The 21,451-nt window shown below is 30.9% G+C and carries 19 protein-coding genes and 1 pseudogene; 6 read left to right on the top strand and 14 right to left on the bottom strand.

Going from position 1 to position 21,451, the window contains the following annotated elements; genetic code table 11:
* The first annotated feature begins 201 nt into the window (after nt 1-201).
* A complete protein-coding gene (locus V5E38_RS06825) occupies nt 202-1,476 on the top strand; it encodes an MFS transporter (RefSeq protein ID WP_499212662.1) in 1,275 nt (424 codons plus the stop codon).
* A gap of 130 nt (nt 1,477-1,606) precedes the next feature.
* Here the strand turns inward: V5E38_RS06825 and V5E38_RS06820 are convergent, their stop codons facing one another.
* The 9 genes and pseudogenes from V5E38_RS06820 to V5E38_RS06780 all read right to left on the bottom strand — a co-directional run bounded on the left by V5E38_RS06820 (nt 1,607) and on the right by V5E38_RS06780 (nt 10,990).
* Nucleotides 1,607-1,780 (bottom strand): hypothetical protein, encoded by a 174-nt coding sequence (locus V5E38_RS06820; protein ID WP_025671792.1) that lies wholly within the window; start codon nt 1,778-1,780, stop codon nt 1,607-1,609.
* Between the two features lie 335 nt (nt 1,781-2,115).
* Nucleotides 2,116-2,409 carry a putative quinol monooxygenase gene (locus tag V5E38_RS06815; RefSeq protein ID WP_097978790.1) on the bottom strand — a complete coding sequence of 98 codons (294 nt, stop codon included), beginning with the start codon at nt 2,407-2,409 and terminating at the stop codon, nt 2,116-2,118.
* 36 nt (nt 2,410-2,445) lie between these two features.
* Nucleotides 2,446-3,084 carry a nitroreductase family protein gene (locus tag V5E38_RS06810; RefSeq protein WP_499212661.1) on the bottom strand — a complete coding sequence of 213 codons (639 nt, stop codon included), beginning with the start codon at nt 3,082-3,084 and terminating at the stop codon, nt 2,446-2,448.
* A 37-nt stretch (nt 3,085-3,121) separates the two neighbouring features.
* Nucleotides 3,122-3,562, bottom strand: a complete 441-nt coding sequence (locus tag V5E38_RS06805) for a MarR family winged helix-turn-helix transcriptional regulator (protein WP_499212660.1) — start codon at nt 3,560-3,562, stop codon at nt 3,122-3,124.
* A 553-nt stretch (nt 3,563-4,115) separates the two neighbouring features.
* The gene (locus tag V5E38_RS06800; protein ID WP_499213529.1) at nt 4,116-4,544 is read right to left on the bottom strand and encodes a DUF418 domain-containing protein; all 429 of its coding nucleotides are present in this window, start codon (nt 4,542-4,544) and stop codon (nt 4,116-4,118) included.
* A gap of 47 nt (nt 4,545-4,591) precedes the next feature.
* On the bottom strand, nt 4,592-5,329 hold the full coding sequence (locus tag V5E38_RS06795) for a DUF418 domain-containing protein (RefSeq protein WP_499212659.1): 738 nt from the start codon (nt 5,327-5,329) through the stop codon (nt 4,592-4,594).
* Between the two features lie 345 nt (nt 5,330-5,674).
* Nucleotides 5,675-6,100: pseudogene (locus tag V5E38_RS06790) on the bottom strand (TspO/MBR family protein).
* 152 nt (nt 6,101-6,252) lie between these two features.
* Complete coding sequence (locus tag V5E38_RS06785; RefSeq protein ID WP_499212658.1) at nt 6,253-8,757, bottom strand: cyanophycinase; 2,505 nt, start codon at nt 8,755-8,757, stop codon at nt 6,253-6,255.
* Between the two features lie 175 nt (nt 8,758-8,932).
* Entirely contained in the window at nt 8,933-10,990 is a 2,058-nt protein-coding gene (locus V5E38_RS06780) for a sigma-54 interaction domain-containing protein (RefSeq protein WP_499212657.1), read from the bottom strand.
* Nucleotides 10,991-11,252: 262 nt separating this feature from the next.
* On the opposite strand from V5E38_RS06780, the gene V5E38_RS06775 reads away from it, so the two are divergent.
* The 4 genes from V5E38_RS06775 (at nt 11,253) to V5E38_RS06760 (ending at nt 15,454) form a co-directional block, all read left to right on the top strand.
* A complete protein-coding gene (locus V5E38_RS06775) occupies nt 11,253-12,674 on the top strand; it encodes a YfcC family protein (protein WP_499212656.1) in 1,422 nt (473 codons plus the stop codon).
* A 33-nt stretch (nt 12,675-12,707) separates the two neighbouring features.
* On the top strand, nt 12,708-13,880 hold the full coding sequence (gene iadA, locus V5E38_RS06770) for an amidohydrolase family protein (protein WP_499212655.1): 1,173 nt from the start codon (nt 12,708-12,710) through the stop codon (nt 13,878-13,880).
* 19 nt (nt 13,881-13,899) lie between these two features.
* On the top strand, nt 13,900-15,129 hold the full coding sequence (locus V5E38_RS06765) for a cyanophycinase (RefSeq protein WP_499212654.1): 1,230 nt from the start codon (nt 13,900-13,902) through the stop codon (nt 15,127-15,129).
* Between the two features lie 217 nt (nt 15,130-15,346).
* The gene (locus V5E38_RS06760; protein WP_499212653.1) at nt 15,347-15,454 is read left to right on the top strand and encodes an NAD(P)-binding domain-containing protein; all 108 of its coding nucleotides are present in this window, start codon (nt 15,347-15,349) and stop codon (nt 15,452-15,454) included.
* Between the two features lie 33 nt (nt 15,455-15,487).
* Here the strand turns inward: V5E38_RS06760 and V5E38_RS06755 are convergent, their stop codons facing one another.
* The 4 genes from V5E38_RS06755 to V5E38_RS06740 all read right to left on the bottom strand — a co-directional run bounded on the left by V5E38_RS06755 (nt 15,488) and on the right by V5E38_RS06740 (nt 18,506).
* Nucleotides 15,488-16,573: a HAMP domain-containing sensor histidine kinase gene (locus V5E38_RS06755; protein WP_499212652.1), complete on the bottom strand. Its 1,086-nt coding sequence runs from the start codon at nt 16,571-16,573 to the stop codon at nt 15,488-15,490.
* Nucleotides 16,570-17,256, bottom strand: coding sequence for a response regulator transcription factor (locus V5E38_RS06750; RefSeq protein ID WP_499212651.1), 687 nt, complete (start codon nt 17,254-17,256; stop codon nt 16,570-16,572). Before V5E38_RS06750 ends, V5E38_RS06755 begins: the two co-directional genes overlap by 4 nt.
* A gap of 33 nt (nt 17,257-17,289) precedes the next feature.
* Nucleotides 17,290-17,847, bottom strand: coding sequence for a class I SAM-dependent methyltransferase (locus tag V5E38_RS06745; protein WP_499212650.1), 558 nt, complete (start codon nt 17,845-17,847; stop codon nt 17,290-17,292).
* 119 nt (nt 17,848-17,966) lie between these two features.
* On the bottom strand, nt 17,967-18,506 hold the full coding sequence (locus V5E38_RS06740; protein WP_499212649.1) for a TVP38/TMEM64 family protein: 540 nt from the start codon (nt 18,504-18,506) through the stop codon (nt 17,967-17,969).
* Nucleotides 18,507-18,781: 275 nt separating this feature from the next.
* On the opposite strand from V5E38_RS06740, the gene cls reads away from it, so the two are divergent.
* Nucleotides 18,782-20,245, top strand: coding sequence for a cardiolipin synthase (gene cls, locus V5E38_RS06735; RefSeq protein WP_499212648.1), 1,464 nt, complete (start codon nt 18,782-18,784; stop codon nt 20,243-20,245).
* Nucleotides 20,246-20,357: 112 nt separating this feature from the next.
* Here cls and V5E38_RS06730 read toward each other — a convergent pair whose 3' ends face one another.
* A complete protein-coding gene (locus tag V5E38_RS06730; RefSeq protein WP_499212647.1) occupies nt 20,358-21,215 on the bottom strand; it encodes a TVP38/TMEM64 family protein in 858 nt (285 codons plus the stop codon).
* Nucleotides 21,216-21,451 lie beyond the last annotated feature (236 nt).

The following is a 21,451-nucleotide window of genomic DNA, read 5'->3' as shown; positions in this document are numbered from 1 at the left end:
ATAACATAGAAGTGGTAATTTATGTATTAACATCTACTACTTTTTTACCTTTTTCGTGTTTTTCTTTAGCCCGGTGTCCAAAATCTACTACTTATACAGGGAATTTTTAGATAATATACTGAAAACTGTAGAGGATAAATAAAATATTAGTAGTATCTAATCTAAAAATAGCAGTTACTAATCATTAGGAGGAAAAAACTCATGAAGAGTTTTACGAAGCAAGAAAATAGTTGGATTTTCTACGATTGGGCCAATTCAGCTTATTCTATTATTATTAGCACTGCCGTATTCCCTCTTTTTTATAAAGCTTCTGCTACAAAAGCCGGAATAAGTGCCTCTGATTCTACTGCTTATTTAGGTTATACAATCGCAATTTCTACATTCATATTAGCTATGTTAGGTCCAATCCTTGGAACAATTGCCGACTATAAAGGATTTAAAAAGAAGCTATTTTCTTTCTTTTTTACTCTCGGTGTTTCTTTTACTGCACTACTTGCATTTATTCCTAATGATAACTGGCTTTTACTATTGATTTGTTACACGATTACAGCTATTGGCTTTGCTGGTGCGAATGTATTTTATGACGCTTTTTTAGTAGATGTAACGTCAGAAGAACGAATGAATAAGGTATCCGCTCGAGGCTTTGGTTTTGGATATATAGGTAGTACAATTCCATTTATCATTAGTATTGCAATAATCGTATTAGCTCAAAAGGAGATAATTTCAATTTCAACAACTCTCGCAAGTCAAATTGCCTTTCTTATAACTGCTGTCTGGTGGGGCATTTTTACTATTCCTTTGTTACGAAACGTTCGTCAAAATTATTTTATTGAACCTGAACAAAATCCTGTATTAAGTAGCTTTAAACGGCTAAGAAAAACCTTTAAAAATATCCGACAATATCGTGCTTTATTTATATTTTTACTGGCATATTTCTTTTATATTGATGGCGTTGGAACGATCATTACAATGTCAACAGCTTATGGAACTGACCTTGGAATCAGTTCAACAAATCTATTAATTATTTTGTTTGTCACACAGGTCGTTGCTGCTCCATTTGCAATTATTTACGGAAAACTTGCTGATAAATTTTCAGGTAAAATTATGCTTTATGTTGGAATCATTATTTATATGATTGTTTGTATATATGCTTACTTTTTAAATTCCACTTTAGACTTTTGGATTTTGGCTATGCTTGTTGCCACATCTCAAGGCGGAATCCAAGCATTAAGTCGTTCATATTACGCAAAACTTGTACCTAAAGAAAAATCAAATGAGTTTTTTGGCTTCTATAATATTTTCGGTAAATTTGCATCGATCATGGGACCATTAATAGTCGGTTTGACAGCTCAAATTACAGGCCGTTCTAATATGGGTGTATTTAGTCTAATTATTCTATTTGTTATTGGTATTTTCTTTTTAACTCGTGTTTCTGAACCTAATAATACAGAAGTAGCGAAAACTACTAATTACTAAAAAGAAGATATGAGGGTGTCACAAAATGCTTTCATCTTTATAAACCTAAAAAATTTGACCAGTAAAAATGCTGATAAATGTAAGATTGAAAAAAGAGAGTGTTTAAAAATTAACGCTCTCTTTTTTCAATCTAACTTCGATGTTCAACTAAGTCAATGGCACCTAATACAATATGGGCTAAACCAAAACCAAAAACTGTATTGGCGATCATTTTATTCGTTCCTCGTTTTTGTTTTAATGCATAACCAGTAGCTGTTACAGCAGAACCTAAAACTGTTGGAATTAAACCTTCACGAATATTCATATAAGTTTACCCCCACATCGAAGTTTATGATGTAATTTACACCATAATCTTAGTATCCGCTATAATAATTCTATGTATGTAAGAATTCAAAAAGCAACATGAATCTAAATCCTACTAGGTAATGACTTAAGATGAAATTCAAGTCCACTAATGTTCTACTCTTACTAAGTTATTTTTTGAGAAGAAAAAAACCTATCTTACCACAAGGGTTAAGATAGGTTTCATTTATTATATGAACTAATTCTTAACAGGCTCTTATAGATTAATTTTTATACGTTACAAATATGTTTTTTTCGCCTGGTATATTTTCTAAACACTATTCCATTTTTGATAAATTACTTTATTTTATTTGCTTCAAAAAGATTTATTTGAATTGGCGCTGAAAGGTAATCTGAAGCTTTTTCAGCAAACGCTGTAAAATGAGCGCTTGTATTATGTGCATTTACAGCATTTAAATCTTGCCAAATTTCGACCATGATGTATTCATTTTCGCTATCCGTTTGTTTTGTCAAATCGTATGAAATATTACCTTCTTCTGCTCTTGATAATTCTAATAACGAAGTCATTTCCTCTAAAAATTTCGTTTCTTTTGCTGAATCAATTGTCATTTTCGCATGAATAATAATCATAATATTTACCTTCTTTTCACTGTTTTTTTTATATTTTTATTTCCACTCTGCTACACGTTCAACTGGTAAACGCACAGATTGATATCCTGCATCAACAGCTTTACCTATTGATATCAACATAACAGGGACATATCGGTCTTTATCCATACCGAATGCTTCTGCAATTTTGTCTTTTTCGAAGCCACCAATTGGACAAGTGTCATAACCATACGCACGAGCAGTTAGCATAAATTGCATTGCTACCAACCCACCATCAATTAAAACAGTATCTTTCATTTGCTCTGTAGTAGAGTTTGCAAAGAAACCACTAAGTGTTTCTAGTTGCTTCTCTTTAACGTCTGCTGGCATAAAACCTAATTCAACTGCACGACCATATATTTCTTCAGCATTATCAAAATTATTTAAGTCCCCAAAAAGAGCAATCATCGCAGACGAAGTTTCAACTTGTGATTGATTGAATCTAGCTAATGGAGCTAATGTAGCTTTTGCTTCATCACTTTCAATTACTAAGAATCTCCACGGTTGCATATTTACTGAAGAAGGAGCTAAAGTAGCTGTTTCTATTATTTCATGCATTTCCTCCACTGGGATTTTAACATTTGGATCATATTTGCGGATTGAACGTCTTCCTTTTAAAATTTCATTAAAATTATTAGTTAATGTTGTCGTAGTCATTGTTGTATTCTCCTCTTTACTAATTTTTAAGTATTATTTAGTCATCGCGACCTGAATTAATTTGGTTCATATTTACTTGTATACGGTTTAAATATTCAATCGTTAAGTCAATTTCTTCTTCGGAAAAGCCAATAAGCATCTTATTTACAAACTCTACCTTTTCCTTCCATAAACTAGACATTTGATCTTGTCCTATTTGCGTTAATCTAACTAAGGTTATTCTGTTATCAGTCTCACACTTTCTTCTAGTGATTTTTCCATTTAACTCAAGTTGTTTTAAATGTCTAGTAATAGCAGCACTATCAATCTTTAATGTTTTTTGAAGCTGGGATTGACTAACTTCACCGTACTCAAACAATTGATTCAAAATTTCTAATCGCGATTGACTAATACCCATACACTTTTCAAATGTTGTTTCAATTTGAACTTTTAATTCTTTTAATAGTGATAGTACTTTTGTTTCTTTTGTTTTAGGCACGCGCTACCTCCAAAAAAATATGATGAAATTTTATTAACAGTTAATAATTATTGACCTATCAATAGTTGACGGGTCAAACATTGATATGTCAATTAATATACACCGTAGTCCTACATGAATCAAGTATAAAATCTAAATTTAATATTGTTATAAATTTCAGATGATTCAATTCTATTTCCTTTTTTGATATTACAAACTTTGCATCTTTCCTTTAGCAGCGGTTTCTGGTCAAAAAAGGACAGGACTTTACCGATATTTAATGTATATATTTTTCAACAATGGATGATTTCATCTGGTTACTGATTATTTTGTTCAATATATTAAAAATATGGTTAATCAGCCTCTTTTCTATTTTGGGCAGTAAAATATAAGCTGTACTATGACTTAATTTTTTAGGTAAATTAGATTACATTTTTTAAGCGAAAAATTAGGAATGATAACTTGGATATAAACTTTAAAAATATCTTCTTTTCAAATTACAAAAAGACAAAAACTCCCTTATTTAACATGTTGATCCATCAAATAAGGGAGTTTTTAAATTTAATATTAATATTTATCTTTTTATGGGTTGAATTTCTAGTTTCGTTATTACTCTCCATAACCATTCTAACAGTCCTATTCTAAAATATTTTAACCAAAGTTTACTTAAGTAAATCTGAATCGTATAAATGACAAACGTAATTGAAATTCCTTGCCAAGTACTTATTTTCCCATATAAACCTAAACCGTAACCATAGAATAAAATAGAATATATTATAGATTGGAAAATATAATTTGAAAGAGCTAATCGTCCTGTATACTCAAAGTTTTTTAATAATTTATTAAAGCGCTTATTTTTAAATAATAGGATAAAACATGATGCAAAACTTAATGATAATATTGGACCTGTTAAGTATTGGTTGAAAAACAAAACAATTACACTTGATAACGGAGGAAGCATTTCAAACATAAAAATGATAATGGAATTTAAGGATAAACCAATGATTAAACCCCATTTTGCAATTTTGGAAAAAAGTTGTTTATTGTTTTCTATATATAAATGTATCCTTTTTTCCCTACAAAATAACCTAATAAAAACATAGATAATACCGAGGGGACTCTTGAAAATAGTAAAGGGAAAATTTCAATATAACCTACTATTCTTTCTTTAGCTGCTTGAAAAAAAGAACTAGTTGTTAAAGGGTTATTGGACGCAATTTGTCCTTTTCTAAATTCATTCAGAAAGGAAACATCAATATGATGTATTTGAATTCCATATTCTGGTATATTTCTCAACACTGTTATTCCAATCATTACTACTGTAAGTAAACAAATAGGTATGATTAGTAGCCCACCTACCCAATTAATAAGTTTTTTTTCACTAGAATTCCTAAATAAAAGTAAGATCCCACCTACAAGTGCATAAAGTAATAAAATATCACCATCCCATAAAAAATAAATATGTGCTAATCCAAATAAAAATAATCCAAATAATCTACGAGTAAATTGTGGGATGAATAATTTATTTTTTTTATTCGCATTTATTAGTTGGATTGAAAACCCCACTCCAAATAAGAAAGAAAAGAGAGTAAAAAATTTTGATTCAACTAGTAATAGTAAAATTGTGGTCATCCAATTATCAATTTCATTGCTACTTTTAACAAATCCAGGTGGACCACCAATTGTAAATGAAGCGATATTTATAGTAAAAATTCCATATAAAGCAAATCCACGAATTGCATCTAATATGTCAATCCTATTTTCATACGAAACCATTCGTTTTTCCATCTACTATACTCCTCTTTATAAAATTCTAATAATAAACAGATCCACAAGCTATTTAGCAAAGAAGAGCATTCAAATATCACTTTACATTTTAATTTCTATAAAAAGAGCGGTCTTCATTTAGTTTTCTGTAAAGTACTATCAAGAAACAGTGAATTATCAAGATACTGAAATACCAAATTAATTGAGTATGTGTAAAAAAAGTAATGCCCCGAAAATGTTAGGCCAAGTAACATGTTTCGGGGTATTTTTTTATCGTTAAATTTCTTTTTTGAGGAACAAATGGGAGATCTTTGGGACAAATTTTCAAAATCTCTCTACTATGTAATTTAAAATTTGATAAACGTATTATTTATTTAAATAATACAGATTAAAGGATAGATAGGTTGCAAAGATAGTCCATACAGCATATGGAATTAATAATACCGCGGCTAACATCGAATAGTGTATAGTTAAAATGATTAATAAAACCGCTGTAATTGCTACAATTAAACAATCTAATGCTGCTAAATCAAGTCTCTTTAATTTAAATTGAAAATAACTAAATACCTGGTTACTTATATAATTTATGATCCAAATAAACAATTAAGTAACTTAGGTATTTTTTAGACCAACTTTGTACTGTACTATTGAGAGTGACAGTGCAATTAATACATAGAGCACTCCCCATACGATTCCAAATAATTTACTAGGTGGAGTCCATACAGGTTTTTTCAACTTGCTATACCATTTAAGATCTATTGGAAATAAGATCCCAGACAATGAAAATAGCATTAATTCGAATATAAACATAAGAATTGAGCTCACATTCGTACCTCCCTATACTTGTACTCTACCAATATATATGTTTAATTTTATTCTTTAGTATGAAAAAAAAAGTACTTTATTAAATACTCTTTTTTAGGCAATACAATATTCAGTAAGTCCTATCGTATGACTACATTTATCGGTTTAATATCTAAGGAAACATTTACCACACTATAATCATCTTTTTGACCATCCTTGTAGGTCCAGTAACCATTCGTTTCAGCTGTTTTTCTAAACGTTAGTTCAAATCCTTTATCACCATTAAAACTATAGCTATTTACTTCTTTTGTTTGATCATTATCAACTAAATTATATGCTAAGAAATTTCTTAGCAATCCATGCGGAGAAAATACTCCTGTGTAAGGGGCTACTTTTGAGTCATAATATTCAAATCCTTTTGTTGATGACTTTAGGTTACTTACGCTTACCTCATTCGTTAATAAATTAACATGATCTCCAGGTGAAATAACTGAAACTATAACATTTTTATACTTGTTTGGCATATTTTTACTTGTTTTTACTTTCGATAAATCAATAACAGTTAATCCTCCACGTCCAACTACTTCGACTTGATGTTTTTTGTTATTTACAACCATAGCCGTGTCTTCATCAACCCCATATGCTAATTGATTTTTCTTTCCTTTTTCATTTGCTGTAACAATTAAACGTCCTAATCTAGCTTTCTTATCAAAATGCTGATCCACAATTCCTTCTTGAAAGAAATTCAATCCTTTTTCTAGGTAAACTGGTCCACCTTCCTGTTGTTCCATATCATCATAAGAGTTTGTAAATCCAAATCTTAAAGCCCCATAACTGTCACCGCCAGCGATCATGGTATTGCTCATAATAGCTGCTCCTGCACTTGTTCCACCTATAACAGCACCATTTTCGTAAATCTTCCAGATGGCATCTAAAACTTTTGAATTTGAACCATTTTCATTTAATAAAGATGAAGTAATTAAAGTCTGGTCCCCACCAACAAACCAAATACAATTTAATTTACTAATCTTTTTAACCAACTGGTCATCATTCATATTGTTAATCCATTGCTTTTCGTCTACTGGAGTACCTTTAAAATCATGATTAGAAATTGATAAAATCTCAATAGAATCTTTTTTAACTCCGTATTTAATTAAATCTTTTGTAAAATCATTCGAAGAAGTCAGTTTTGTACTAGCCGCAGGGATGATTCCTACTTTTGCATTTTCAGGTCCTCCTGCAAGTTCAATCAATTTATTATAAACTGCACTATTACTACTTCCCAACGCTCCACCGACAATGACTAAATTCCCTTTTATCGGTTCTTCGCTAGCCTGATTGGATACTTTAAAATCTGACTTCTTATAGTCAATTTCCGAATCTTGTTCACTAAAGACTAATTTTCTAGGATGAATATCCATTGTTACATTTTGAATCGAATAATCATCTTTTTGTCCATCAGTATAATTCCAGTAACCATTTGTATCCTTTGATTTTCGGAAAACGATTTCGTACCCTCTGCCTTCTTTATCATATAAATATGATTTTACTTCCTGTGACGATTCGTTATCAACAAGCGAGTAAGCTAAATAATCTTTTAACTTTCCATAAGGTGTTAGTAACCCTGTATTTGGTAATGCTTTAAAAGAGTAATACTCATATCCTTTTGTTTCATATTTATTTTTAGAAAAATCAATCGTATTAGTATCAAAATGGATCTTGTCACCTTGAGCTAAGTAGTTAATTTTAATATTTTCTAAATTTCCATTTCTTTTTGCTTCATTTACATCAATAACTGATACACCACTGCGTCCTATTACTTCTATGGTTTTTTCTTTGTTGCTAACAACCATTGCAGTGTCTTCGTCAATTCCATAAGCAAGATTCCCATCATTTTCATACTGGATTGCTGTAATTGCTAATCTAGCGAAACGAGCTCTTTCATCCATATGCTGATCAACTAAACCATTTTGAAAGAAACCTAGTCCTTTTTCAACTGACAGAGGTTCATACTCTTTACCTTCTCCTTGATTTTGATTTTTTTCATAATATCCCTTTAATGAACCAAGGCTATCTCCGCCTGTGATCATCGTGTTGCTCATTATTGCAGCTCCAGCGCTCGTCCCACCAATAACTGCACCATTTCGATAGATACCCCAGATTTCTTGTAAGACTATTGAATCTTTACCTTCTGATCGTAATGTATCAACTATACGTTGTTGGTCTCCACCAACGAACCAAATAGCAGTCAGCCCTCTTATTTCCTTTGCAATTTCTGAACTATTAGCATGATCCTTCCAATTAGACTCATTTTCATCTGTATCAGAAAAATCATGATTTGATAAAGGTAAAATCTCTACTGATTCTGGACTTACACCATAATTTATTAAATCATGTTTAAAATCTATAGAAGATTTTAATTTACCGCTAGCTGCTGGAATAATACCAATTTTCGCCTTTTTAGATCCGGCTAATTCAATAAATTTTTCATACACTCCTTTATTCGAAGATCCTAACCCACCGCCAACAATGACAAGGTTTCCTTGAATATCTTCTTGTGAACTTTGAGCTCTTACATAAGATAACCCTGAAACAGAAAACGTTAAAATAAAACTAACCAATAATGCAATAAATTTTTTTCTCATTTCTTAACCCCTTTACTTATTTTTTAGCTTACTTCTGAATATAAGCAAGTTTTATACCAAAAATAAGTAGTTTGACTAGACAAGGTTTCAAGACTATTTATTCCATTTAAAAACTAGTTTTGGGTGAATAAATACCACCAATTCTAACCAAATAGATATGTATTATTTACAGATCTTAAAGATGTTTATTTTGTATGTTAGCTTTTAGAAAATGCAAGTATTCAATTCCATTAGTAGTAATCTTCGTACCTGCTCTTCCTCTCCCTTTCGTTATCAAGCCCTTATTCCCCATAATTTCTAATCGAAGTCTAATTTGCTGTGGAGATAGGTATCTTCCTTTTTCCTCACTCGAGCTGGATATAAGATCCCTACTTGCTGCTTTACCTAAATCATTACATTTTTTTATCGTTTCAAGAATTGTAATCGATTCTTCAAGCTCAAGAATACTTGTAGGAAGTTCAATTTGATTTGAGTCTCTTTTTGGGTGTTCTCTGTGCTCTGAATAGTTATAATGAGGAAAGTCATTTTGGGAAATCGTATTTCCTTCGCAAACAGTAAGCATATAATCAATAACAGATTTCAATTCCCTAATATTACCCAACCAATTTAAACCTATTAATTCATTTAAAGCTTCTTCCTCAATCGTAACCCCTTTTCCACTTTTAGCGATAAAGTGTTGAACGAGCAACGGTATGTCTGTTCTTCTTAAGCGTAAAGGTGGAATGATGAGATTTAAAACATTTAATCTGTAATACAAATCGGAACGGAATGAGCCGTCTGAGATTTTATGATGGATATCTTTGTTAGTTGCAGCAATGATGCGAACATTAACAGGAATGATTTTTCTGCCACCTATTCTACGAATTTCTTGTTCTTGGAGAACACGAAGTAAATGAGATTGAACATTTAAGCTGATGTCACCTATTTCATCTAAGAATATCGTTCCTCCATCAGCAATTTCAAAAAGACCTTGTTTCCCACCTTTTTTTGCCCCAGTAAACGTACCATCTTCATAACCAAACAATTCACTTTCTAGTAAACTTTCAGTAAAAGCACTGCAATTAATAGCTAAAAAAGGGCCGTTTTTCCTGTTTGATTGTTTATGGATTGCATGTGCAAAAAGTTCTTTACCTGTACCTGTTTCACCTTGAATTAAAATAGGATGCTCAGCTTTTGCAAGTTTTGTTGCTATTCGTTTACATTCTAAAATTGTGTCATCCTCTCCAATAATATCCGCAAAGTCATATCTTGCATAAAAGCCCTGCTTTCTAAACTCTCTCTGCGCTGTTTTTTCTATTTCAAATGCTTGATTAACACTCTTAAAAGTAGCAACGATCCTGTCATCTTCATGACTATACGTCCGATAGATAACATTATCTATATTGTCAATTGAAAAAAATTTAGATTCATCTGTACCATTTAAAATAAAGTCTCTTATATTTTGTTCCTTAATAATCTCTTCTATATGCTTACCTTCATAGTTACTTTTAGTTAATTTAAACAACCTAATAATCCGATCATTTAGCACAGTTATTCTTTTATATCCATCAATTGCTAAAATTCCATCATCAACCGTATTTACAACACTTTGGATATGTCTATTTACTTTCTTTACACTTTGCTCTGCATTGAAAAGTTCCCTATGTAAGTCAATAATATTGCGTAAATACTTTTCTGAAATTAATGTTGCTATATTATCGTTAAATTGAAAATATTCTACAATGTGTAAAATTGTAGAGATATCAAAAAGTCTTACGCCGATATCCAATACATGTTTTATATATGACGGACTTAAGTGAGTTTCACCTGGTGAAACAGAAAGATTTATATCTGGATAATATAGTTGATCACTTTTAAATGGTACATACTCCAAATGATGAATTCCCAATTGGTACAAAGATTGAATAAGTTCAACTGTTGAATGAAAATCATCATTAACTACAAGAACTTTTGTCCCCTCCTCAATTCTCAATAATTTGTCTACATTTTCATGATTAAGTGTTCTTTTCCCAACTATGATTTGTTTAGCACTTAATTGTGCAAATTTTTCCGTTTCAATTTTTACTGCCTCCGACGAAAAAAGTATAATTTCATCTTGAAATACTTTATGTTCTCCCTCATCAATTGCATAAGAGTTAATCGTTATGTATTCTTCTAGCAATTGAGTTAGTTGATTTGACAAAGCTTGTCTTGTTTTTGAACTGCCTGTTATCAATGTTAATGAATTTTTCATCTTTAATTTCTCTCCATATTTGATAAAATTGGTTTTATTATAGCACCAAATAAACCAAAAAGAACCAATTATTCTGAGGAATCTATCAAATTTTCTTAAAAATAAGACATTTAAAATTGGCACGCTACTTGCTTATAGAATGTTATAGCCATTTTAATAGATTTTGAGAATTTAAATTTGGGGAGGGAATATATGGAAGCGTTTTAATGATCAATTTCTATTATTATTAATTAGCTACTTATCATTAAAAGGAGATGAACCTATGTCACAAATTAACGCAAATAAAATGACACCTAAGACAAAAGTTATGAAAGAACGTAAAATTAATGTTTTTGCATTACTTTTAGTAATTCTATTAATCGCGACAGCTCTTACTTACGTATTACCTACTGGGGAATACGCCCATATCGACGTCGACGGACATTCATCAGTCGATCCGAACTCATTTAAATCAATCGCTGCTACACCAGTTGGTCTCTTCGATATGGTAAAAGCCATTCATTCGGGTATGGTAGAAGCAGGCAATATCATTTTCTTCGTTTTAATTATTGGAGGATTTTTTGGTGTATTAAGTGCTACTGGCACAATTGAAGTGTTAATCTCAACAATGGCTAGAAAACTTGCTACTAGAGAAAAGTTATTAATTCCTATTATGATGTTATTTTTTGCAGTTGGAGGTTCCTTAATGGGAATGGCTGAAGAAACTTTAGCTTATATTCCACTTCTGGTTCCGTTAGCACTTGCTTTAGGCTTTGACACAATGACGGGTACTGCAATCGTATTAGTTGGAGCGTCAGCAGGTTTTACAACAGCAATAATGAATCCGTTTACAGTTGGTATAGCTCAAGGAATCGCAGAACTTCCTACATTTTCTGGTATGGGCTTTAGACTTGTTCTATTTGTAATCGTTTATTTAGTATCTGTTATATTTATTTATCGATACGCTATGAAAGTAAAGAAAAATCCGAACATAGGATTCTATGGAAAATATTCAATTGAACAAACTAACGATCTAGTAACTTCTAAAGCTAAATTATCCTCTAGACATAAATGGATTTTAACTGCTTTTCTTATAAACTATATAATTTTAGCTTTTGGAGTAATTAAATATCAATGGTATATTACTGAAATTGCTTCTTTATTTATTATCTTAACAATTGCAATTGGTATAATTGGTAGATTATCAATCGATGACGTAGTTAAATCATTTACACAAGGATCTGCTTCTTTAATTAGTGGTGCTCTTATTATAGGTGTTTCCCGAGCAATTCTAGTTGTTTTAAATCAAGGACATATTGTTGATCCAATGCTTCACGGAGTATCTGAAGTCATTAAACATATCCCTGCTTCTTTAAGTGTAATTGGGATGTATAATTTCCAAGCAGCTATACACTTTATTTTAGCTTCAGGTAGCGGTCATGCCATGTTAACAATGCCAATAATGGCTCCTCTTGCTGATCTACTAGGAATTACACGACAAACTGCTGTTCTATCGTTTTCTTTTGCTGATGGTATTGGTAATATTATTTTCCCTACAGCAGGAACTTTAATGGCAGGTTTAGCAATCGCAGGGATCCCTTGGACGAAATGGGCGAAATGGATTTTCCCATTAATATTAGTACAATATGTAATTGGGTTAGTTGCAGTTGTAATCGCTCACTTAATGAACTACGGTCCTTTTTAATGAATTAACAAAGGATTTAGGAGGAGAAAAAAGTTGTTAACCTTAATAAAAAACGGTCAAGTATACACACCACACTCTATTGGCAGAAAAGATATACTTTTAGCAGGTGGAAAAATTGAAATGATAGCTGATTATATCACAATTCCACCTGACTTTCCTTCTTGCGATGTCATAGATGCCTCCAACTCTTTAGTTGTACCAGGTTTTATTGATTCACATGTACATATCATTGGAGGTGGTGGTGAGGGCGGATATAAAACACGCACTCCAGAACTCATGCTTACTAATGTTACTACTGCTGGAGTTACTACAGTGGTTGGTGTATTAGGTACAGATGGTACAACAAGAACAATGGAGAATTTGCTTGCAAAAGCACGTGGCTTAGAAGAAGAAGGGATTACATGTTATATTCACACTGGTTCTTATCAAATCCCTGTAAAGACACTAACAGAATCAATTCAAAGTGATATTATTCTAATTGATAAGATTATTGGAGTAGGTGAAATCGCTATTGCAGACCACCGTTCCTCCGAACCAACTATTGAAGAACTTGCAAAGATTGCATCTGCTGCACGTAATGGAGGAATTTTATCTGGAAAGGCTGGCATCTTAGAAATTCATGTCGGTGATGGCAAAGATCAACTTTCACTTCTACATCAACTAGTTGAACAGACGAATATTCCAATTCGTCAGTTCCACCCGACTCATATTAATCGGAATGAAGAATTGTTTAAAGCTGGTATTGATTATGCACTTAAAGGTGGTTTTGTAGATTTTACTACTAGCACAATCCCTCAGTTTTTGGAGGAAGGCGAAGTAAAGTGTAGCAAGGGATTACGAGTTATGCTTGAAGAAGGGGTTCAGATCGAGAACATAACTTTTTCATCCGATGGTCAGGCAAGTCTTCCCTTTTTTGATACAAATGGAGACTATTTGGGACTTCAAATAGGAAAAATTTCATCATTATATCAAGAAGTAAGAGATGGAGTAATTGATGAAGGAATTCCATTAGAAGTAGCATTACAAGTCATTACTTCAAACCCTGCACAAGTACTAAAACTACCAAACAAAGGTAATATAAAACCTGGTAACGATGCTGATATTGTCATGTTGAATCAGGATACTTTAGAAATTGAAACAGTAATTGCACTTGGGAAAAAGATGGTTGAAGAAGGTATTCCGGTTGTAAAAGGCACTTTTGAATAACACATTTCAGGAGGTATTAATGATGAAGTTGAATTACAAGTTTAAGTTTTCAATCGTATTATCATTAGTTTTAGTATTTTCGTTAGTTTTTGGAACTTCTTTCTTACGAGCTGAAAAAAGTGTTGAAGCTGCAGCTGCACCAAAAGTATTTTTAATGGGTGGTGCAATTGATGATAGTAATGCCGAAATTTACAATGCACTAAAAGCTGCAACCGGCAAAACTAATCCAGTAGTTGCAATTGTATGTAGTGCAGCTGCTGATTATGCAACTGCATTAGATGCATACACAAATGATATAACAGGTCACTTATCGTATAAAAATTTATTTACTAGTTATGGGTTTAAACCTGTATTTATCCCTGTAGCAGTTGATAACTATACAACAGAAGCTTATAAGCAAAGTAATATAGATCTAATCAACACAGCAGAAGTTATATTCTTTAACGGTGGTGATCAGTCCCGTCATGTAAGAAGTTTACTAAAAGACGATGGAACGCCTACCCCACTTTTTGCAGCAATCCAACAAAGAGCAGCAGCTGGAGCGATCATTTCAGGAACAAGTGCTGGAACTGCTGTTCAAAGTCCGAAAACTTACGGTGAAGGTGTCAGTTATGGATACTTATATTACAATCGTTTATTGTCTAAGAAAATCAGTGACATCTCACTAGCTGATTCTCAATATCCGGATAATGGTGGATATACAACAGGATTCGGTTTTGTAAATGCTGCAATCGATACACATTTCGATGCAAGAGGTCGCATAGGTCGTATTCTTTTAGCTGAAAGAGACTTAGGTCAGAAGGTTGGCTATGGAATTGACGAAAACACAGCACTTTATTTGAACGGTACTACTGGCAAAGTGTATGGTGAACACGGTGTTTTCATAGTAGACTCAACAAATGCAACATATGGAACTGCTTCATCGTTTACGGCAAATAATGTAAAAGTAAGTTATTTGACAACTGGTGATAGTTATAATACGAGCACGAAATCAATCACATCATCTAAATCATTAATTACAACACCATACTATTCGACGATTCGAGATTCTTCGGATATCTTTGCAGCGTATGAAACAACTACGACAATTACAAGATTGGTAGATACAAATGTTTCTTATTTATATGGTGATAGTTATGAATCAGGTCCCAAGTTTACATTAAAGTTTATAAAAGACGCAAATACAAAAGGATACTATAGCAATAGTAAATATACTGTTAGTAATGTTGTACTGAATGTAAGCTACTAACTTAAAGTAAAAAAAGAAGATTTACGCCACGTAAATCTTCTTTTTTAATCATCTAAGTACTCCCAAAAGAAATGAATTAATTGTTCGGTCTTCTCCTCATTTGAGGAAAAAACTTATTTTTGATCTACATCTCGATACAGGTTATTCTATTCGAATATTCAAATCAAAATTAGGTTAATCTATCTTTGTTTAGATATAAGTATAAGGAGAAGAAATAATGAAAATAGGGATTATTGGGAATGGTCAAATCGGAAATGTTATTGCAAATAGATTGATAAAGTACAATCATGAAATCACAGACTCCCTTTTCCATTTAAAAACGTAATTGGATGACCTGGACCTCCTTCAAAAAAAGTTATTACACTTTTTTATTTAACTTTACAAAAAAAGTGATCCAATCATCTTTTAGTTCGACCCAGATACTTCCTTTATGAAGTTCAACAATTCGTTTAGTTATAGCAAGTCCTAATCCAGCACTTCCTTCACTTTTTCTTGATGAATCTTCTCGGTAAAATTTTTCAAAAAACCGTTCAAGATTCTCTTTTTTTACATTCATTCCATGGTTCGAGATCGAAAGTAATACTTCATTGGATTTTTGAGTTAGACTTACTTTAATAGTTGAAGGTTTAACACTATATTTCATTGCATTCATAAATAGGTTATCAAAAACTCTAACCATTTTTTCGACATCAATCGTAATATCAATATCTTCTGCAATCGACTCCTTTTTAATGTTTAATCCTTCTTTTTGAAAGATCGGTATATTCTCACCAATTATTTGTTCAATTAACTGACTTAAATCAACCTTTTGTTTTGATAGAATAATATCTGGACTAGATAACCTTGTAAATTCAAAAAGTTCATTAATTAAGTTCTTTAAATCATGCGATTTTGTATAAATTGTATTCAAGTATTCGTTAAATTCATTTTCATTCTTGTACTCGCTATTCTTCAACAAATTACTATATCCTAATATTGAGGTTAGTGGCGTTCTTAGATCATGCGAAACACTAGTAATCAATTCATTTTTAACATTTTCAATATGACGTTCATTTTTAAATTTACGCTCCAACTCTTTGGACATTGTATTAATATTCATACTCAACTGAGTCAATTCGTCTCGTCCTTTTAACTCAATCACAACCCCAAGTTTACCTTGAGAAATAATTTGTACAGTACTTGAAATTTCTTTTAAATAAAGTATCTTTTTTCTAATTAGTAACAGAAAACTAATAATGAAACTTAATATGATAATCACAAAAGTTGGAATAATAATGAGATTATATTGTAATGGACTTACCTTATTTTGATGAGAAACAAAATAAGGTCCTATAAAAATTTGTGAAATAAAAATTGTAACAATTAAAGAAATACCGAAACTAATTGTGATTGCTACTAATAACTGAATACTAATTCTTTGCCAGTTATGAATTAAATTCTTCATACTTTGTATCCAATTCCCCAAACTGTTTTAATATAAATAGGATGTTTAGGATCATCTTCAATTTTTTCTCTAATATTTGTTATATGAACCATAACGGTATTATCAGATTTTAAAAAATCTTCTTTCCAAATTGCTTCATAAATTTTACTAACACTTAGTACGATTCCTTTATTTCGGACTAGTAATTCTAATATATCAAACTCTTTTGGTGTTAGTCTCTTTTCGTTCTTACGTATCCAAACTTGCCTTGTCTCTGTATTTACTTGCAAGTCACCAAACTCTAATAAAACTTCATCATTCTTTTGGATATTGTTATATTTTTTATACCTTCTTAGCTGGGATTTTACCCTAGCAATCAACTCAAGTGGATTAAATGGTTTTGTTAGATAATCATCTGCACCTGAGCTTAGTCCTTGTATTTTATCTAAGTCTTCAGATTTTGCGGAAAGCATAATGATCGGTAATGTCCTTTCCTCTCGTATCATTATGCAGGCTTCTATTCCATCAATTTTTGGAAGCATAATATCTAATATAATCAAATCAAAATCTTCATCTTTTAAAAGTTCGAGAGCTTCCTCTGCATCGTTTGCTAAAGTAGTAGAAAACCCTTCATTTTCAAGATAAATTGAAATTAATTTTTTGATTTTTTCATCATCATCTACAACTAATATTTTACTTATCAAGTTTCACTACTCCTTTCATAGCGGTACTTTAAGCTAATTATTACAACTTAATACATATGCTGGTGGCAAATTTCTATATTCCCTTTTAATATCAATATTTTTAAAGTAGCTATTAATAAATTTCATTTTTCTTTGAGTATATTGGAATGTAACAAATCTTCCTTGATCTGCGAGTATCTTTTTGGTGTTTAATAAAATAGTTTTTGATACAGTTAAAGGTAAACTAGTAAATGGCAGACCAGAAATGACATAATCGACATTGTCTATTCCGAACTCTTCTAAATACTTCATAATACTTTCAGCACTATCATTAATAATCGTTACATTATGATTATCTCCAAACTTTCTAATTAAATGGTTATAAAACTCATAATTTTTTTCTACTAAAATAATTTTTGTAGTTGGTAATTTTAGCTCAAGTAATTTTCCAGTAAAAACTCCTGTGCCTGGACCGTATTCAATAATAGTATTGGCTGTCTCAAAATTAATATCATCTAACATTTTTTCAGCCAAAAACGATGAACTTGGCATTAGAGCTCCAACAGTTCTTGGTCGTAATATATATTGGAAAAGAAATAATAATTTTTTCATAAACGTAACCTCCAAATATTTAACTTTTTATGATGAAATCATATTAAAATAAATATCTGAAGAAAAAGTCACTAAATTTCTTAAGAATTTTAAAGATGACTAAATTCAAACTTAAATTATTATAAGTGGACATATGTTCCCAATAATACATACCATAAAGCATAAAAAGAGTTACTTATCAAGACAATCATAATGTATGGTCTATACCTCATTCCCGATGCAGATGAAATTAAACAAGCAGCATCAGTTGGACATGTTGGAACTGCACCTAAAATGAAGAGCATCCAATATTGGTTTTTCTTTATTCTTTGTCCTATTTTTGGATGTTTGTTTAGGAAGTTTTTATACCATAGTGACTTATTTATTTTTTTACCAATGATGAAAATGATACTTTCAGTAATGAACATAGATCCTAGTGAAAATAATAAGACAATCCACGGATTAAAAAGAAAAATCCCCGTCAGTAAAAATAAAGAACTTGGTATCATTAATACAAATCTTAATGAAAAAATAGCAAAGTATAATAAAAGAGCATAGTCCTGCCTATCCGTTATAAATTGAATTAATTCATTCTTAGAAAATGGTATAATTCCAAATTCATACAAACCTACTAAAAGAATACTCCAACTACTCAATAAAGTGATTACACGATATTTCACTTTCTTTCCTCATTTCATAGTTTAATAATTAAGCATTCATATTTTCGTCTATACTTATTAAATTTTCCAATACGTTTTTATTAGTAATTCTTAAGAAATCATAAAGAACTTTTAAAATTTTTATGCGTGTTTTGATTATGTATATCAAATTGAGGATTGGAAAAATTAATATAGGTAATACAAAGTAATAAGTAGATTGTAGGTGTTTTATAATTAGCACAAATATCTCTAAGACATTAATTGCTTTATTCTTACTGGTTTTTTGGGAACTTTTAATGAGTCAGTCACAAGAACTCTATCAAACAATGCATTGGATTATTATCATAAGTGTAATTGGAATTTCATGTAATTTATTTTTAGAAAATCGGAATCCTCAAAGTACAATTTCCTGGTTATTAATCCTCTCCGTAGCACCTACTTTCGGCGTTATTTTATACGTTCTATTTGGTCGGTTAAAGATGAGGCGAAAAAAATTAATTATTCATTCAAAGTTTAAAACACCTCAAATTTTGAGCGAAAAGAATGTTATTAAATGTAATTCTCTCTCAATAAAATCGCAAAAATTGAGTACGATCATCGAAAAGTTTACAGGGGTTTCCATTAACCGCAATTCAAGTGCTTCATTATTAATTAATGGTGACGAAATGTTTTCAAAACTCAAAGAAACTCTCCTAGATGCAAAAAACTATATCTATATTCAGTACTACATCTTTCGTGCAGATACAATCGGTAGCGAATTACTTGACATCTTAAGAATGAAAGTGAATGAAGGTGTTGTAGTTCGCTTATTAATTGATGGTTTAGGAAGTAAAAGTTTAAAAAAGAAATTGTTAAAAAAATTGAGGACTGCTGGTGTTAAAGTATCAATATTTGATCCTATTTCTCCTTGGTCAATGGGTACAATAAATTATCGAAACCATAGAAAAATTGTTGTGATAGATGGGATTAAAGGTTTCACTGGAGGTCTAAATGTAGGTGATGAATATTTAGGTAGATCAAAAATTGGATTTTGGAGAGATACCCATTTATTCATAGAAGGAAGTGCCGTTGAAGAGCTTCAAAACATATTTTTGCAAGACTGGCATTATTCTACATCTGAGAATTCAAGTGAAAAAATTCAAATTAACAGATTAAGTTATATTCATGAAAGAAGTAATGATCAATATCTTCAAGATGAAATTAATAAGGTAAAAGGCGCTGTTCAAATTTTCGGAAGTGGACCTGACACGAAGGAACCAACCATGAGGAATGCTTTTCATACTCTGCTTACAATCGCTGAAAACAGTATCTGGATTGCCACTCCTTATTTCGTTCCAGACCAAGAAATTTTCACGATTTTAAAACTTAAAGCAATGTCTGGATTAGACGTACGAATAATTTATCCAGGAAAAAGTGATAGTATTTTGAGTGATTCAGCATCTAAATCATATTTCGCTCCTCTATTAGAAAGTGGCGTGAAAATTTATACATATAAAAAGAACTTCCTGCACTCAAAGGTTATATTAATTGATAATGAAATTGCTTCAGTTGGTACCGCTAACTTAGATGTAAGAAGTTTGCATTTAAATTATGAGTTAACTTCTTTTTTATATGAATCAGATGCTGTTAATCAAGTGAACCAATCTTTTTTAAATGATTTTTCTGTTTCTACTCAATTAGATCGTAAGCAATTTATAGAACGCAGTTTATTTAAAAAGTTAACGGAATCACTTACGCGCTTATTTTCACCATTATTGTAATTTAGCTGAGATAAGCGCATTAAATATTTAATTTTATATTTACAAGAGCCGCACTTAATTTAAGATAGAAATTAATTACAAGGAGCTTCAAGCTCCTTTTTTAAGTTTAAATCTAATTAAGCTTTCTTTTTTTTAAAAATGTAGTAAGAAAAAAGAACACTAGAACTACTATTGAGATTAATATTATTATTTGGTTTGTTGATAAAGAAAATATCTTAGTCAATTCTATTGAATATGCAAGTAGTGAAGATGTTATTAATTTTGATAAACATACGATTAATATAAATTTTTTAGTGGAAACATTGGTAATTCCTGCTCCAACACTGACAATTTCATCTGGCAAAACAGGAACAATCAATAAAATTGTGATAAATAGCGTTTCATTTTTTTTAACCATTTCATTATATTTTGTAAGGTGCTTTGTTTTTATAAATCGATTTACTACCTTTAATCCTCCATATCTTGCTAAAAAAAACATCGTAATATTCCCTAAAACGATACCTACAAAATCAATAATAAAACCATAAAAAGAACCAAACACTGTACTTGCAGCTAAGACAGTAACTGCTTCTGGGATTGGCAAAGCAATTGGGTGAAAAAAACAGATTAAAAAATAGATCCACTTAGCAATTTTTATATTTTTTCTAAATAGTCCTTCAAAACCATAATAATCAGTTATAACCATAATATTAGATATGTAATAAATTAAAAAAATTAAAATTACTACCGCAAAGTTATAAAAAACTAGAATTCGAGTTAACTTTAGAAATTCTTCACTCTTGTTAAAAAATGCTGTTATTGCAAATATCACAATGATAAATGATAAAAAAATGCCAACCATTCTAAATTCATAAAGTAAAGTTTTTAAAGAAATTACTAGGATAATAATGGGAATAAAACTTACAGTCAATTGCAGAAATAATCTTACATATCTCCAATTTGAATACTTTATTCTAGAAAATGTGTTCATTAAATTCTCCTTAAGCTAACCATTATTCTGCGCAAGCACTGAACTATTTTACTCTTTAAATAGATTGAATAGTTAAATGGTTATATACTATCTATACTTTAGTAAGTATAAGAAAGTAGCCTGTATATTTGTTCTTCATAAAAACAACATAATGCGAATGATAATTTTATTATTTTCTTTATTAAATATAAATATCCATATGTAAATCCTCCATTTACTGACGACTACCCACAAGT

The organism is Rossellomorea sp. GAMAL-10_SWC (assembly GCF_049568075.1).
Taxonomy (GTDB): domain Bacteria; phylum Bacillota; class Bacilli; order Bacillales; family Bacillaceae_G; genus Gottfriedia.
This window is presented reverse-complemented; position numbering and strand designations above follow the sequence as displayed.